The sequence below is a fragment of the Chryseobacterium sp. HR92 genome, from assembly GCF_045689405.1.
Lineage (GTDB): Bacteria > Bacteroidota > Bacteroidia > Flavobacteriales > Weeksellaceae > Chryseobacterium > Chryseobacterium viscerum_A.
Genome location: NZ_CP139139.1, coordinates 5,122,598 through 5,141,728, shown reverse-complemented (window position 1 = coordinate 5,141,728; position 19,131 = coordinate 5,122,598). Strand labels below are relative to the sequence as shown.

The window sequence follows — 19,131 nt, the reverse complement described above, 5'->3', positions numbered from 1 at the left end:
GATAAACACATTTAAACTAAACAAAGCTTAATGTTCTTTTACTTAAGTAAGAGAATCTCAGTAAACCTATTACAATTATTTCACTCTCATAAATTCAATATTTTCAAGATTTTACCAAAATTGCTTGGGTCCGGAAGTATTTAAATGAAGACATTAAGAATAATTAAAATGGTGAAAAAACGACTTAAATCTAACCTACCTAATATCTCTTTATCCTATGGAAGCATTTCCTATGAAGCTGACCCCATACCAGTCAATTTTTTTTAATGAATGGATGCTTAATCCTTCCCGAAGTGATTATAATATTATATTTGACCAGTCTATGGCTGGATCTATAGATATCCAAAGACTGAATATAAGCCTGATAAGATTTGTTAATAATCAATTGTTGGTAAACAGTAATGTGATCTCCAAATCCGGGGAGCTGTTCTGGAAACGTAGGCCTTTACTTTCAGAAAATGATCAGATATTAACATTTATTCCTCGGGAACTTGGCCTTGAAGAAATACTGGATTTTGCATTACAACCTTTTGATCTGGAAAAAGAGCAGTTAGCCAGATTTTATGCAATTCAGTTAGATAACGGAGGCTATAGGATTATCCATATCTTTTCACATATTCTAGTGGATGGGCTGAGTGCTAACAGTATCTATACAGAACTGAGTACATATTACAACGATCCTGTCTATGAAAACCCAATCAACATTACTGAACAGACAAAACTATATGACAATTTAAGAATCCAGCTTGAAGATACTTTAGCAAAAGGAAAATCAGAAATGTCAAATTTCTGGAAAACCAATCTGAATGAGGTAGAGAATATTGGTTTTAAATTTTTAAAGACCAGACCTTTAGAATCAGCATCTGAAAAAAATAAAGCACTTCCGAAAAACCCGGTAAGTGAGCTTCGTTTTAGTATTTCCGAATCTATATTTTCTAACGTAAGACAATTAACATCAAAATACAAACTTACGCCTTATACATACGGGCAATTGGTATTAGCTGTCTTACTGCATAAAATTTCAGGAGTAGATAATCTTGTGATTAATTATCCGGTTGGAATTACAGAAGGCCAGGATTTTATCTTTGGAGCTCATATTAATACGGTTTTAAAAGGATACCGATTCAATAAAGACACTTCTCTTCAGGACCTGATTGATCAGAATATAGAATACACCAATCAATTAAAAATAAGCAAAGCACGATACCTTCCAGTTGAAGAGTTGATCAGCTATGCTCCTACATCAGATATTTTAGAATATGGATTTGTACAAACCAGTCTTAAAGACGTGGTGATTCATTATGAAGGAACAAGTGATGTGATTATCAACAGTGATCTGAATGTCGATCTGGTGGGTAAATTATCATTTGAACAGGAAGTACGAAACGGACAGCTTAATTATAAGGTTCGGTATGCCAATCAGGATCTTAGCACAGAGTTGATATTCAATTTTACTAAAATCTATCAACGATTATTTGTTGAAATCCTTGATGAACTTCTGGAAGGAAATCCTGGGAACTCAATAAGTAATTATAAACTTTTAGATACAGAAACCTTCCAAACGATTATTCATGATTGGAATGATACAGATTCAGATAATCCTTCGGATAAAACCATTCATCAGTTATTTGAAGAGCAGGTAGAAAGAACACCGGATCAAACGGCATTGGTATATCATGCAACTAAACTTTCTTATCGTGAACTCAATGAACGATCAAACCGCCTGGCGAATTATCTTGTTAAAACATATGATCTTCAGCCTGATGACTTGATTCCATTATGTTTGGAGCGTTCTGAAAATATGCTGATTGCCATTCTCGCGGTATTAAAATCTGGAGCAGCATATGTACCAATAGATCCGTCATACCCTTCAGACAGAATTGAACATATTCTTCAGGACACCCGGGCAAAAATAATACTGACCCAGAATTCCGCAATAGATAAGGTACAGACTGCTATTTCAGATATAATCGCGCTGGATGATTATGCTTTTCAAAATATATTGGAAGGTATGAATCCTGACAACCTTTCTATACAGGTTAATCCGGATAATCTGGCTTACGTAATCTATACCAGCGGAACCACGGGACTGCCTAAAGGGGTAATGATAGAACATAGGAATGTAATAAATCTGGTGAATCAGGTACAGGATGCTTATGGCTATAGCAAAGGAGAAAAAATCACAGCATACACTTCCTATGTTTTTGATGTATCCGTATCAGAATTTTTCAATGCTTTATTGTATGGAAACGAACTGCATATACTGGGAGAAAATATCAAAAAAGATGCAGATTTAATAAGCCGTTATTTAATTGATAATCAAATAGCTTATGCCTACCTTCCACCGGTAATGCTATCTGTATTACCACGCATAGAATATCCATCCTTAAAAGGGTTACTTTATGCTGGTGAACCCTGTGACTATGAAACAGGAAAATACTGGTCAGAGTATACGAAACTTTATAATCTGTATGGGCCTACAGAAGCTACTATTTATGCTGTTTACAAACAGATACAGCATGGAGATGTACATCTTATCGGGCGTCCTGTAGGTAATACAAAGGCTTATATTCTGGATAATGATTTTCAGCCTGTTCCTTTAGGAGCAGTAGGTGAGCTTTACCTTGGTGGAGCGGGCATTGCAAGAGGTTACCTGAACCGCCCGGATTTGACAACCGAGCGTTTCATAAAGAATCCTTTTCAGGGTGAAAATGAAAGACTTTACAAAACCGGAGACCTTGTACGCTGGCTTCCTGATGGGAATATCGAATATATCGGACGTAATGACTTCCAGGTAAAAATCCGGGGATACAGGATTGAGCTGGAAGAAATAGAAAATAAACTTCACCAGTTTCCGGGAGTAAAACAATCTGTAGTTCTGGTGAAAGAAAACAAAACCGGAATGAAGTATCTGGCAGGGTATTATGTTTCTGATGAAGAATTAAATATTGAAGAACTGACTGTCTTCCTTTCGGAATCCCTTCCGGAATATATGATTCCCGGAGCTTTTGTACAACTGACGGAACTTCCGCTCACTGTTAACGGAAAACTAGACAGAAAACAGCTTCCAGAGCCTGAATTTACAGGAAACAGAGAATATACGGCTCCCCAGAATGAACTGCAGGAAAGACTATGTCAGATCTATGGTGAAATACTTGGATTGAATAGTGAAACCATCAGTATCTATGATGATTTCTTCCGTTTGGGAGGAAACAGTATCATGGCAATAAAGCTGATCAGCAAAATACAGTACGAACTGAAGCTGCAGGCTAATGTATCCATGGTGTTTAGCCACAAAACCATTGTTTCTTTAGCTGAGGTTTTAAGCGGAGAAAATAATATTGATAAACAAGAGAAAATTGTCCCTTTAGAAGTGACTTCAGAGGAAGATCAACGATTATCCTTTGCTCAGGAAAGACTTTGGTTTATTGAAAAATTTGAAGAAGGGAGTAATGTTTACAATATTCCAATGGTATTTAAGCTTGGAACCCATGTTCAGACAGAATTTCTTCAGCAGTCTTTTGAAATGCTGATTCAGCGTCATGAAGTCTTGCGCAGTATGATCCGTTCTACGGAAGAGGGAATAGGATATCAGGTAGTTACAGACCAGAATATTCAGCTTTCTGTAAAAGAGGTTCAAACGAGAGAAGAGCTTGATGAGGAGATCAATAATGCCAATAATAAAATTTTTAATTTAGAGGAGGAACTTCCATTGAATGTAGTCCTTTTCAGGTTGAAAGATCAGAAATATGTATCCGTTGTAGTTCACCACATCGCTTTTGATGGATGGTCTACAGATATTTTTATCAAAGAAATTAACAGTATTTATCACTGCCTTGCAGAAGGAAAAACACCGGAACTTCCAGTTTTAAATATTCAATATAAAGACTTTGCATTATGGCAGAGAAACTATCTTAAAGGAGATACACTTGATCAGCAGATTATTTACTGGAAAGATAAACTTAATGAATTTCAGACGCTTGATCTTCCATTGGATTTTAAAAGGCCGGCACAAACCTCTTACGAAGGAGCAACGGAATATTTTAACTTGCCAGCCGATCTTGTGACAAACCTGAGAGAGCTTTCAAAAGAGCTGGGAGTAAGTTTATACAGTGTGATGCTTAGTGGTTATTCACTGATGTTGTCCGCTTATTCAGGTCAGGATGACATTATTGTTGGAAGCCCTGTTGCCAACCGTCATCATGCAGGTCTTGAAAATATCATCGGTCTCTTTGTTAATACATTGGCTCTAAGAGAGAAAATTGATCCCAATCAGGAGCTTAAAGACTTTATTTTACAGGTTTCCCAATCCGTAATGGAGGCACAATCTCATCAGGATCTTCCTTTTGAAAAGCTGGTAGAAGAGTTGAAAATAGATCAGGATATGTCCCGCCATCCGATTTTCCAGGTTATGTTTGGACTTCAGAACTTTGAAGAAGGAATTTATTCTGCCCATACAGATGAAGCGATTCTTCTTCCTTTTGACGGTAATATCAATTATCAAACGGCAAAGTTCGATTTAACCATGATGATTGATGATCATGGAGAAGAAATACGGGGAATATTCAACTATGCAGCATCACTTTTCAACAGAGATACGATTTTGCGTATGAAGGATACTTATGTACTGCTTCTTGAACAGCTTGTTGATCTCAGAAATAAAAAAGAAGAAAGCAGTAAGATCAATGGTCTTTCTTTTATGACAAAAGAAGAGCATAAAAAGATCATAGTAGATCAGAATACATCAGAAAGCTGCCCTGAAACGTATACTATTCACAGATTATTTGAAGATCAGGTACAAAAAAATCCGGATCGTACAGCATTAGTATATCAGAATATTCGATTATCTTATCAAGAGTTGAATGTGAGAGCAAACCGTCTTGCCCATTTTCTTATTGAAACCTATAATCTTCAGGCCGAAGATATGGTTCCTTTATTTTTGGAGCGGTCTGAAGATATGATTATTGCTATTCTTGCTGTTTTAAAAACCGGAGCAGCCTACGTTCCTATGGATCCGTCTTATCCGGCAGACAGAATAAGACATATTTTGGATGATACGAATGCAGAAATTATTCTTACTCAGGAAAAAATATCAGAAAAAATCCAGAATATAGACCTTACCAAGAACATTATCTCATTGGATGACGTTTCTTTCCGGGATGTCATTGAAAAAAGCAATGCAGAGAACCCTGAGACTGAAAATAATTCAGATAAGCTGGCTTATGTGATCTATACCAGTGGAACAACGGGAATGCCTAAAGGGGTAATGATTGAGCACAGAAATGTGGTAAATGTAGTGACTCAGATCAGAGATGCCTATGGTTTCAGTGAGAATGAGAAGATAACAGCGTTTACTCCTTATGTATTTGATGTATCGGTATCAGAATTTTTTAATACTCTATTGTACGGAAATGAACTGCATATCTTAGATGAAACCATTAAAAAAGATGCAGATTCAATAAGCAGATATTTACTTGATCATCAGATAGCATATGCGTATCTGCCTCCGGTAATGTTATCTGTTCTTCCTCGTATTGAATATCCTGACCTGAAAGGATTACTGTATGCTGGTGAACCATGTGATTATGAAACCGGAAAGTACTGGTCAGAATATACAAGCCTTTATAACCTTTATGGACCTACAGAAGCTACAATTTATGCAACTTACAAAAAAGTAGAGCATGGTGATGTCCATTTGATCGGACATGCCGTAGAAAATACTTCAGTGTATGTACTGGATGGTCTTCATCGCCCGGTTCCCGTAGGAGCTGTTGGAGAACTTTACCTTGGAGGAGTTGGAATTGCACGAGGCTATCTTAACAGACCCGAGCTGACTTCAGAACGCTTTATTCTGAATCCTTTTCAAACAGAAGAACAGAAAGTATACAGTAAGAACGGAAAACTTTATAAAACAGGAGACTTAGTAAAATATCATGCCGATGGAGAGTTGGAATATATCGGAAGAAATGACTTCCAGGTAAAGATCCGCGGCTATAGAATTGAGCTTGGGGAAATTGAAAACAAGTTGCAGCAAAATCCGGTAATTCGCCAGTCGGTAGTTCTTGCTAAAACCAATAAAGCAGGAATGAAATATCTTGTTGGATATTATGTATCTGATGCTGCGATAGAATCTCATGAAATTTCAGAATTTCTGGCAGAAACCTTGCCGGAACATATGATTCCGAGTGTGTATGTACATCTTGAGAAGCTTCCATTGACCATTAATGGGAAATTAGATAGAAAGCAACTCCCTGAACCGGAATTTACGATAAGCAGTGAATATACAGCCCCTGAAAACGAATTACAGAAAAAGCTATGTCAGGTTTATGCAGACGTTCTTGGTCTGAACACTTCAGTCATTGGAATTCATGATGATTTCTTCCGTCTTGGAGGAAACAGTATCATGGCCATAAGATTGATCAGCAGTATCAAAAAAGCTTTGAATGTATCAATAGGAGTAGCGGTTGTCTTTACTCATAAAACAGTAGCCTCTCTGTCTCATGTCATTGGCAGCAAGGTTGATGCAGGGTATCAGGAAAATATTGTTCCGATAAAAGTATCTTCTCCGGAAGAACAGCTGCTATCTTTTGCTCAGGAAAGACTTTGGTTTATTGAAAACTTTGAAGGTGGAAGTAATGCCTATAATGTTCCAATGGCCTTCAGATTAAACAAAGAAATACCGTTGGATGTTCTTCAGAGATCATTAGAGACGGTTGTAATGCGACATGAAGTGCTTCGTTCCGTAATCCGGACTGCAGAAAGTGGAATCGGTTATCAGGTTGTTACAGATCTTATCCCTGAATTCAAGTATAGAGAAGTTGGAACCAAAGAGGAACTGGAGAAAAAAATAGATCAATGTGCCCATAAAGTATTCCGTCTGGAAGAAGAAATTCCGGTAGAAACTACTGTTTTCAGGTGGGAAGAAAATCATTATCTGTCTGTTGTAATTCATCACATTGCATTTGACGGATGGTCTGCGGATCTGTTTTTAAAAGAAATACAAACAGTATACAATGCTCTTGTTAAAGGGGGATATCCTCAGCTTCCGGAATTAAAAATTCAATACAAAGACTTTGCTTTATGGCAGAGAAACCATCTTACGGGTGAAACCTTAGAGAAGCAGATCAGTTATTGGAAAAACAATCTTGAAGACTTTGAAGCTCTTAGCCTTCCTTTAGATTTCAAAAGGCCAGCTAACATCTCTTATGACGGTGCTACAGCCCATTTCAGTCTTTCCCTGGAAGTAGGTTCTGGATTGAGAAAACTTTCCAGAGAATGGGGAGTGAGTTTGTACAGTGTGATGTTAGGAGGATATTATTTGATGCTTTCGGCTTATTCAGGCCAGGATGATATTGTCGTAGGAAGCCCTATTGCCAACCGTCATCATGAAGGTCTTGAAGATATGATCGGTTTCTTTGTGAATACATTGGCGCTGAGAGAGAAGATCAATGCAGAACAGGATCTTAAAGATTTTATTCTTCAGATTTCAAAATCAGTAACAGATGCCCAATCTTATCAGGAACTTCCATTTGAAAAACTAGTGGATGAACTGGATATAGAGCAGGACACTTCAAAACACCCGGTTTTCCAGGTAGTGTTCGGAGTTCAAAGCTTTGGAATGAATGCAGATCATGAAGCTGTGTTTACTCCTCTGCACCATGAAGTCAACTATCAGGCAGCTAAGTTTGATCTGACCACTATGATTGATGACGGAGAAGAAACGATCAGGGGAATATTCAACTATGCAACCTCTCTTTTCAAAAAAGAAACGGTTTTGAGAATGCAGGGTACTTATCTTCTGCTTCTTAATCAGTTGGCTGCAATAGGAGAGAACAGTGATAAAAAGATAAAAATCAACGAATTCCGTCTTCTGGAAGATTCAAATTACAGTCAAATCACAGAAGGGTGGAATGAAACGATTTCTGACTATGCTTCTGATAAAACAATACAGCAATTGTTTGAAAATCAGGTGGTAAAAACACCCGATGCTACAGCTTTAGTGTATCAGAATATTGAATGGTCTTATCAGGAACTGAATAAAAGATCAAACCGTTTAGCGAATTATTTAATTAGTACTTACAATCTGCAGCCGGATGATTTAATTCCTTTATGCTTGGAACGCTCCGAAAATATGCTGATGGCTATGATGGCTGTATTAAAAGCCGGAGCCGCTTATGTTCCAATGGATCCTTCCTATCCATCAGAAAGAATTGAACATATTCTTCAGGATACGAAAGCAAGGCTTATTTTAGGTCAGGAAAGTACAATGAAACAGTTGAAAAACAATGCTGTTGATGTTATTGCTTTGGATGAGGTTGTCTTTCAAGCAGCACTTGAAACCTTTGATATTAACAACCCTGTTACCAATGTTAAGACTAATAATTTAGCCTATGTCATTTACACTAGTGGAACAACCGGAATGCCTAAAGGCGTACTGATAGAGCATAAAGGAGTGGCCAATCTGATACAGCAGCACGCAAAAGAATATGGATTTCTATCAGATCAGTGCATTCAGCAGAAAAATTGTCTTTGGTATGCGAACTATGTATTTGATGCCCATGTAGCTGAGCTTTATCCGGCTCTTGTGCATGGACAATCTGTACATCTTCTGAATAAAGAAACACAGGCGGATCTTGTTGGATTACAGCAGTATATTAAAGAAAATAATATAAGTATTGCTACGATTCCTCCGGTTTTACTAACCAAAGAATACATTCTTCCGTTGAAAACACTTTTGGTTGCCGGTGACATCACAAATCCACAGGTAATGGCCCTGTATAAAGAGCATGGAATAGACCTGGTTAATGCTTATGGACCTACAGAAAGTACCGTATGTGCAACTTTACACCACTACAACGAGGATGAAAATCCATTAAATATCGGAGGCCCGATCGGAAATGTGAGTGTTTATGTTCTAGATCAACATGTAAGACCGGTTCCGGTAGGAGCAGTGGGAGAATTATACATTGGAGGAGCTGGAATTGCAAGAGGGTATCTGAACAGACCCGAACTTACAGAAGAACGTTTTATAGCCAATCCTTTCCAGACTTTAGATCAGAAAACAAAAGGAGAAAATGAACGTCTGTATAAAACAGGAGACCTTGTACGCTGGCTGCCGAATGGCGAGCTGGAATATATCGGAAGAAATGATTTCCAGGTAAAGATCCGTGGTTATAGAATTGAATTAGGTGAGATTGAAAATAAGCTGTTAACCTACCCTGGAATCCGTCAGTCAGCTGTATTAGCTAAGGAAAACAAAGGAGGGTTAAAATATCTTGCAGGTTATTATGTCTCTGAAAATCCTATAGATTCAGTACGTCTTTCAGAATATTTATCCGAATCATTACCAGAATATATGGTTCCGGGAGTATTTGTTCATTTAACTTCTTTACCATTAACAGTCAATGGAAAATTAGACAGAGGAGCATTACCTGAACCCGATTTTACAGGAAATAAAGAATATACACCTCCGGAAACAGAGTTGCAGAAAAAATTATGTCAGATTTATGGTGAGGTTTTAGGCCTTTCTTCAGATAGCATCAGCATTCATGATGACTTTTTCAGACTGGGAGGAGATAGTATCATCAGCATTCAGTTGGTAGGAAGAATCCGCCAGCAATTGGAAGTGAGATTGAGTGTTAAAGAAGTCTTTGCTGCCCGTACTACAGCTTCTCTGGCCTTACTGATAGAAAATAAAAAGACTGAAGAGGAAACTCATATTGTAGCGGAACAAGGATTGTTGCAGGGGGAAGTTCCATTTTTACCCATCCAGGAATGGTTTTTCCATCAGATAGAATCAGGATATCTGGAAGATTTCAATCATTGGAATCAGGCATTCCTCATTAATGTTCCAAAACTTGATAAAGAACTGCTGGAACAATCTGTGAAATATCTGATAGAAAGGCATGATGCCCTCAGACTTCAGTACCACATTCAAGAGGGAGAATACATTCAGGAGTATGGAGAAATAAAAACTCCTTCAGTCAATTATCTCAATATTTCTGGTTTGAATCAGGAAGAATTATCAACGATTTTTACCCATTGGCAGTCTCATTTTAATATTGAAAGGGGTGCGTTATATAATGTCGGATATATTGATGGTTATCAGGATAGTAGTGCAAGGGTTTATTTTGCATTTCATCACCTGATTATTGATGCTGTAAGCTGGAGAATTATCACCGAAGATTTAAAAAACATTTATCAATCCCTTGAAAAAGGAGATACAAAATCCCTTGCATCCCATATCAAAGGAACCAGCTACCGTCAGTGGGCAGAAGCTGTAAAAACGTACAGATCAGAATCTCAGGAACAGGAGCTATTGTTTTGGAACACTATTGCAGAAACAGTTGAAGAGAATAATAGAAATCTGGAAAATTTCATAAGTGAAAATTACCAGGAGAATCAATTGATTATATCCGAAGAAACAACCCAAAAGTTAATCAGAGGTATTCACCATGTTTACAATACGCAGATCAATGATGTGCTGCTTTCTGCATTATCTCTTTCACTTTCAGAATTAACAGGACATGAAAATCATTCCGTTGTTTTGGAAAGTCATGGCCGTGAAGAAATATTCAGTCATCTTGATATTACGGAAACAGTAGGTTGGTTTACTTCTATGTATCCGGTGCTTTTAAAGAAAGGTGATGATTGGGCAAATACTGTAGTGGAGACTAAAGAAACACTCAGAAGCATTCCTCACAACGGAATTGGTTACGGTAGCTTGATGGGCTATACAGAACATGAATTGCCTAAAATCAGTTTCAATTACCTGGGACAGCTGGATCAGGAAACCGGAGAAAAAAGCTGGTTTATTGCTGCAGAAGACAGCGGTTTAAGTATTGGGAATAAAAACAAAGACACTTACTATATCAGTATCAATGGTGCTGTAATAGACGGTAAACTTCAGTTTAAGGTTGCGGGTTATCTGAAAGATGATCAGATAAGTTTGTTCTCAGAATCTTTTAAAACAAAAATAGAGGAAGTTGTTCATCAGCTTTCCCAAACAAACAGAAACTTCCTGACTCCATCTGATGTAGATTATAGAGTTGAAGAAGCTCAGCTTGCAGACATTCAGAAGGAAGGAGAAATTGAAGGAGTTTATTTGGCCAACAGTTTACAGGAAGGGTTTGTATATCATGCTTTAAATCAAGGGGAAACAGATGATGCTTACCGTGTACAATTAATCTGGGATTATTTTGCCGAAATCAACGCTGAAAAACTCAAAAAATCATGGGAACTGACACAGGAACGCTATCCCGCACTCAGAATAAGATTTAACTGGAATGGAGAAATCGTTCAGGTTATTGATAAAAAAGGAAATCTGGATTGGAGATATCAGGATATCAGCGGGATCAATGAAGAAGCTCAGAATGGTCTGATTGAAAAAATAACACAAAAAGACCGCTTTGAGGTTTATGATTTATCCAAAGGCAATCTATTCAGAGTTTACCTTTTCAAACGAGGAGAAAGCCATTACAGCTGCTTGCTTAGCAACCATCATGCGATTCTGGATGGATGGAGCTTGCCTGTTATTCTGAACAGCGTTCATGAATCATATCTTCAACTGAACAAAAATCATCAGCCTGAACTTATTGCAGATACAGCGTATACAGATACCCAAAAATACCTGCAGCAAAATAAAGAACTCAGCAGAAGCTTCTGGAAAAGCTATATGGATCAGGTTGAAGATCAGGAGGATCTGACTAATTTATTGAAAGAAAGTCAAAGACATACAGATCTGGGTATTTATAAACATATCAAAGATCATCAGGATGTAGAACTTTTGATAGAAGGAGAGCAGTATCAACAATTAAAAGAATTTACCCAAACAAATGGCTTTACTGTAAATGCTGTTCTGCAGTATTTATGGCATAACCAGCTGAAGATTTATAGTAATTCTGAAGTGACTGTCGTAGGAACTACTGTATCCGGAAGAAACCTTCCTATTAACGGAATAGAATCTTCTGCAGGACTTTATATCAATACGCTGCCATTGATTGTTAACCATGAAGAAGGTAAAATAAAAGACCATATAGTAAAGATTCAGGAGAATATCAGTGAGCTTAATGGCCATAGTGATGTTAACCTGGCAAGTCTTCAACGTGATGGGCGCAGAATTTTCAGCAGTTTATTTGTCTATGAAAACTATCCTGTTCCTCAGGGAGAAAATAACAACGATCTAGGTTTTGTATTCAGGGATGCAGTAGAAAGATTGGATTATCCGCTTGGAGTAACAGCTTTTGAACGGGATGAGAAGGTTTCTCTTGTGGTAAGTTATGAAGGATATCTGTTCGGGAGAAAGATGATGAATCAGCTGCTTAAAGGCATGCAAACGACGCTGAATCAGTTGTTGGAAAAACCTGAAATGGCCTCTGAAGATCTGTCTTATATCACCTTAGAAGATCAGGAAAAAATAACAATAGACTGGAACAATACCTGGACTGAATTCCCAACAGGTAAAACGATCCAAAGCATGTTTGAAGCTCAGGCAGCTAAAACACCGGATCGTATAGCTTTGGTATATCAGGATGTAACTTTATCCTATAAAGAGCTTAATGAACGTGCAAACCACCTTGCCAACTATCTGAACAACCATTATGATCTTCAGCCGGATGATCTTGTTCCTCTATGCCTGGAACGTTCAGAAAATATGCTGATTGCTATTTTAGCTGTATTAAAATCAGGAGCAGCTTACGTTCCGATGGATCCAACCTATCCAACCGATAGAATGGAGCATATTCTTCAGGATACACAGGCAAAAATAGTTATTACCCAAAATAGTGTTGAGGCAAAATTCAATGAAATTCACTCAGAAAAAGCAGAAATTCTGTTATTAGATGATGAAAAACTGATAAAAAAGCTTGAAAACAGAAGTATTGAAAATCCCGTTACTCAAACTCAGGCAGACGATCTGGCTTATGTGATCTATACCAGTGGAACAACAGGGATGCCTAAAGGAGTAATGATAGAGCATACAGGGGTGATAAACCTGGTTAGCGACCTTTATGCCCGTTACGACCTGAATGAATCCGAAATCATTCTTCAGTTTGCCAACTATGTATTTGATGCCTCCGTAGAGCAGATTTTCTTAGGCTTATTGAATGGATGTCAATTGCTGTTCATAGACAATCAGGAGATGCTGAATGAAGAGGAATATATCAGGAAATTAAAGGATTATAAAGTAACCTATCTGCCTTTTACCCCTTCCGTACTGCAAAATATAGATGTTACAACAGTAGAAAGTGTGCGGACATTAGACTCCGGAGGAGAGGCTTTACCGGCAGATCTGCATAGCAAATTGAAAAATGGAAACTTCCTGTTTGTTAACTCTTATGGGCCTACAGAAGTTACCATTACGTCCCTTGTCAATACCAATCGTGAGATCAACTGCATTGGACGTCCGCTTAATAATACAAGTGTATACGTTCTGGATCAGTTTTACCGTCCCGTTCCTGTAGGCGCTGTAGGAGAGCTTTATATCGGAGGAGTTGGGGTGGCTCGTGGGTATCTGAACAGACCGGAGCTTACAGAAGAACGTTTCATCAGTAATCCATTCCAGACAGAAGAACAGAAAAGCAGAGTTGAAAACAGCAGAATTTATAAAACTGGAGACCTTGTACGCTGGCTTCCGGACGGAAATATTGATTATATCGGAAGAAATGACTTCCAGGTAAAAATAAGAGGATTCCGTATAGAATTAGGAGAAATTGAAAACAGATTGCTTCAGTATCCGGAAATCCGCCAGGGAACAGTTCTTGTGAAAGAAAACAATGCAGGACTGAAATATCTTGTCGGCTACTATATTGCTGATGGAAGTATAGACACCCATCTGATTTCAGAATTTATGTCAGAAACACTTCCTGAATACATGGTTCCTGCTGCATTTGTGCATTTAACAACATTACCACTGACAATCAATGGTAAACTTGACAGAAAACAGCTTCCTGAACCTGAATTTACCATAAATAAAGAATATACAGCCCCTCAAAGTGAACTTCAGAAAAAACTTGTAGAAATCTATGGAGAAGTACTGGGACTATCTGCTGAGAATATCAGCATTCATGATGATTTCTTCAGATTAGGAGGAAACAGTATTATGGCGATCAAGCTTATCAGTAAGATCAAACAAAACATAGATTTGCAGGTAAATGTTACTAAAATATTCAGCAATAAAACAGTTGTGGCCCTGGAAAAAGTCCTGATGGATGACAATAATCCTACTGAACAGATAAGCATACAGCATGTTGAAGTAAATACTCCGGAAGAACAGAGATTATCCTTTGCTCAGGAAAGACTTTGGTTTATAGAAGCTTATGAAAAAGGAAGCAATGCCTACAACATTCCAATGGCGGCTGTTCTGGATGATAAAACAGATATTGAGGCTTTATGTACAGCTTTAAAAGCCGTTGTAAAACGTCATGAAGTACTTCGTTCAGTTATCAGAACCACAGAAGAAGGAGTAGGATATCAGGTAGTTACAGACTTGCTTCCTGAAATTAAAACCACAGAAGTACACACCAGAGAAGAACTTGATCAGCATATCAATCAATGCGCCAATAAGATATTCAGCCTGGATGAAGAAATTCCGGTACACATAGAGCTCTTTACATTTGAAAATCAGCATTATGTATCTATTGTCATTCACCATATTGCTTTTGACGGATGGTCTGCTGATATATTTCTAAATGAGGTACAAACTATTTATAACAACCTGATTAAAGGGGAAACCTCGGAGCTTTCAGTCTTAAAAATCCAGTATAAGGACTTCGCTTTATGGCAAAGAAATTACCTTACAGGAAGCCGGATGGAGCAGCAGATCAGTTATTGGAAAAACCAGCTGGAAGACTTCCAGAACCTTGATCTTCCTACAGACTTCCGAAGACCTTTGCAAATATCGTATGAAGGAGAAAACGTATACTTCAACCTGACTACCAAACAGGGAGAAAAACTCAGAAATCTATCCAAAGATCTAGGAGTAAGTCTGTACAGTGTGATGCTGGGAGGTTATTATCTGATGTTATCTGCCTATTCAGGGCAAGATGATATTGTGGTGGGTAGCCCGATTGCAAACCGACACCATGCCGGCTTGGAAGATATTATAGGATTCTTTGTCAATACACTTGCATTAAGAGAAAAAATAGACCCGAAACAAAGCCTTAAAGATTTTATTCTTCAGGTATCAAAGTCCGTTACAGATGCACAATCTCATCAGGATCTTCCGTTTGAGAAGCTGGTAGACGAACTGGGAATAGAACAGGATACTTCAAGACATCCGGTTTTCCAGGTGATGTTCGGATTACAGAATGAAACAGTACTTATCCAAAATAATGAGGCTATATTTTATCCGTTTGACGGACAATTAGGCTATCAGGTAGCAAAGTTTGATCTGACCACCATGATTGATGACAATGGAGAAAATATCCATGGAATGTTCAATTATGCCAAAGCAGTATTTTCTAGGGAAACAATTCAGAATATGATTGATTCTTACTTGTTTTTGCTGAATCAGATCGCAGAAACTGATGAATATGAAACAACACAGCTTTCCGAATTAGATCTAGTTCCGCAGGAAAATTATAAAAAGATCACTGAAAACTGGAATGCTGCCCGTAAAGAATATCCATCAGAAATGACTATTCATGAGCTGTTTGAACAGCAGGTTGAAAAAACACCACATCAAACAGCGTTGGTATACCAGAATGTTAAGTTGTCTTACAAAGAATTGAACGAAAAAGCCAACCGCTTGGCAAACCATCTTATAGAAGCCTATGACCTTCAGCCTGATGATTTGATTCCCTTATGCCTTGAGCGTTCAGAAAACTTGCTGATTGCCATTCTGGCGGTATTAAAAGTTGGTGCTGCTTATGTACCGATGGATCCTTCCTATCCTGCAGACAGAATCCGTCATATTCTGAAAGATACTGGAGCGAAAATTGTAGTGGCAGAAGAAAATACGGCTGATAAAACAGAACATTCAAATGTAATCACATTGGATGAGGTTAGTTTTAAAGCTTTACTTGAAACAGCTGATTCTAATAATCCTGTAACCAGTACAAAATCTACTGATCTGGCCTATGTCATTTACACCAGCGGAACAACGGGACTGCCAAAAGGGGTAATGATTGAACATCGAGGAGTGATAAACCTCATTGGATCAATGATAAAGGCTCACCGACTTGAAGAATATAAAGAAGTAGGCTGCTATTCAAATTATGTTTTTGATGCCTTTGTTTATGACGCGTTCCCCGTGCTTTGTAACGGGAATACCTTATGGTTATATAGCAATGATCTCAGAACTTCAGTAGGAGAACTAAATGAGTATATCAATGAAAATAAAATAGAAGTTTCCTTTATTCCACCAGTTTTGTTAAGAGAAATTGTGGAGAACGGAACAAGCTTACAGTTGATTTTCGCAGGAGGTGAAAGCTTCCCGGCTTTAGATCAGAATATTGATGATATTATCCTGATTAACGAGTATGGTCCGACAGAAGGAACCGTATGTTCTACCTTGCACTATTACAAAGAAGATTATAATCCATTAAACATTGGTGGTCCTATAGACAACATGAGTGTTTATGTGCTGGATCAGCATCTTCGTCTCGTTCCGGAAGGAGCAGTAGGAGAGTTGTACATCAGCGGAGCAGGAATTGCCAGAGGATATCTGAACAGACCGGAGCTTACTGAAGAACTTTTCATCGCAAACCCTTTCCAGACTCGGGAACAAAAAGAAAGAGGTGAAAATAACCGTTTGTATAAAACCGGAGATTTAGTACGTTGGCTTGCTAATGGAGAATTGGAATACATCGGAAGAAATGATTTCCAGGTTAAAATAAGAGGACACAGAATCGAGTTAGGAGAAATTGAAAATACACTGCAGCAATATCCTGAAATCAAACAAACTGTAGTCTTAGCTAAAGAAAACCAGGCAGGATTGAAATATCTTGCAGGATATTATGTGTCTGAGTCAGTGATAGATTCTGATGTGCTTTCAGACCATTTATCAGCTTCATTGCCGGAATATATGATCCCGGCAGTATTTGTTCATCTGAACTCTTTACCTCTGACAATCAATGGTAAACTGGATAGAAGAGCTTTGCCAGAACCGGAATTTACCGGTGGAAAAGAATATACAGCGCCTGAGACTGATCTTCAGAAAAAATTAACTGAAGTTTATGGTGAAGTTTTAGGTATTCCATCTGAAACAATCAGTACTCATGAAGATTTCTTCAGATTGGGAGGAAACAGTATCATGGCCATTAAACTGATCAGTAAGATCAGACAGGTTTTGGGAGTACAAATTGCTGTAGCAGCTGTTTTCAGTCATAAAACCATTGCTTCACTTTCTCATATATTGGCAGATGAAAATAATACTGCAGAACAGATTGTCATTACTCCTGTCACGGTAGATTCTCCGGAAGAGCAGAGATTATCCTTTGCCCAGGAAAGACTTTGGTTCATCGAAAATTATGAAGGCGGAAGCAGTGCCTATAACATCCCGATGGTTTTCCGTCTGGATGCGAAAACCGATCTTCAGGCATTATGTAAAGCTTTGGATGCCGTTGTAATGCGTCATGAAGTCCTTCGCTCCGTGATCCGTATGACCGATGATGGCTTAGGCTGGCAATCCGTGGTAGATGATATCCCTGTAATCCATCAGCAGGAAGTAAAAACAATGGCTGAGCTGGAAGAAAAAGCAAGTCATATCGCCAATAAAATCTTCAATCTGGAACAGGAACTGCCTGTAAATATTCATATTTTCAAGCTTGAAAATGATTATTATCTGTCTGTTGTCATTCACCATATTGCATTTGACGGATGGTCGGCAGGGATATTCCTGAAAGAAGTCATTCACATGTATGAGGCCATCAAAGAAGAAAAAGCCTATAATCTTCCGGCTTTAAAAGTGCAGTATAAAGACTTTGCTTTGTGGCAGCGAAATTATCTGACGGGGGAACGCCTTAATACTCAGGTTAATTATTGGAAAAATAAACTTAGTGGCTTCCAGAACCTTGATCTGCCATCAGATTTCAAGAGACCGGCTCAAATGTCTTATGACGGAGACAGCATTTATTTCCATATCAGTGAAGAGCAAAGCCAAAAGCTGAGAGAACTGTCAAAAGATCTTGGTGTAAGCTTATTCAGCATCCTTTTAGGAGGATATTATCTGATGCTTTCTGCCTATTCCGGACAGGATGATATTGTGGTAGGAAGCCCTATTGCGAACCGTCACCATCCGGGATTGGAAGACATTATCGGGTTCTTTGTCAATACTTTAGCTTTAAGAGAAACAATTGATCCGGAGCAGAATATTAACGATTTTATAAGGCAGATAGCCACTTCAGTAACTGAAGCACAGGCTTACCAGGATCTTCCTTTTGAAAAACTTGTGGAGGAACTAGGTGTAGAGAAAGATACTTCTCGTCATCCCGTATTCCAGGTGATGTTTGGTCTTCAAAGCTTTGGAGAAAACCTTTCCGGTAATCAGTCAATCCTTCATCCTTTTGAAGGAAAAATGGATTATGAAGTCGCTAAATTCGATATTACCACGATGATTGATGATAGTGATGAGACCATTCATGGAATGTTCAACTATGCTCAATCAATCTTCTCCGGAGAAACAGTTAAGAATATGATGAATTCCTATCTGTTTATGCTTGAACAGATAGCAGATACTAAAGGAAAACAAGAGTTTACATTAGCACAGCTAGCCCTTATTTCTCAGGAACAACAGCAATCCGTATCAAAATTATGGGCTTCTGAAACGTATTATTCAGATCAGAATACCATTCATGGCTTATTTGAAGCACAGGCTGAAAAAACTCCGGATCATACTGCTGTAGTGTATCAGGAGGCGAGATTATCCTATAAAGAACTTAATGAACGGTCCAATCGCTTGGCGAACTATCTGATTAAAAATTATGACCTTCAGCCGGATGATTTAGTTCCATTATGTCTGGAGCGTTCCGAAGACATATTGGTGGCTATTCTGGCTGTTTTAAAAGCAGGAGCAGCCTATGTTCCAATGGATAGCTCGTATCCGGTGGAAAGAATTAAACATATTCTTGATGATACGGGGGCAAAAATAGTATTGGCACACCATAGTTCAGCCCAAAGTGTTAAAGAAGCTTG

Annotated in this window: 1 protein-coding gene (running past one end of the window); it reads left to right on the top strand. The window is 38.2% G+C overall.

Features of this window, described 5'->3' with window-relative positions; all coding sequences use genetic code 11:
* The first annotated feature begins 217 nt into the window (after positions 1-217).
* Positions 218-19,131 carry the 5' portion of a non-ribosomal peptide synthase/polyketide synthase gene (locus SFA27_RS23155; protein ID WP_407295229.1) on the top strand. Its footprint extends 25,255 nt past the window's final position, so only the first 18,914 of its 44,169 coding nucleotides appear in the window; the start codon lies at positions 218-220; the stop codon falls past the right edge of the window.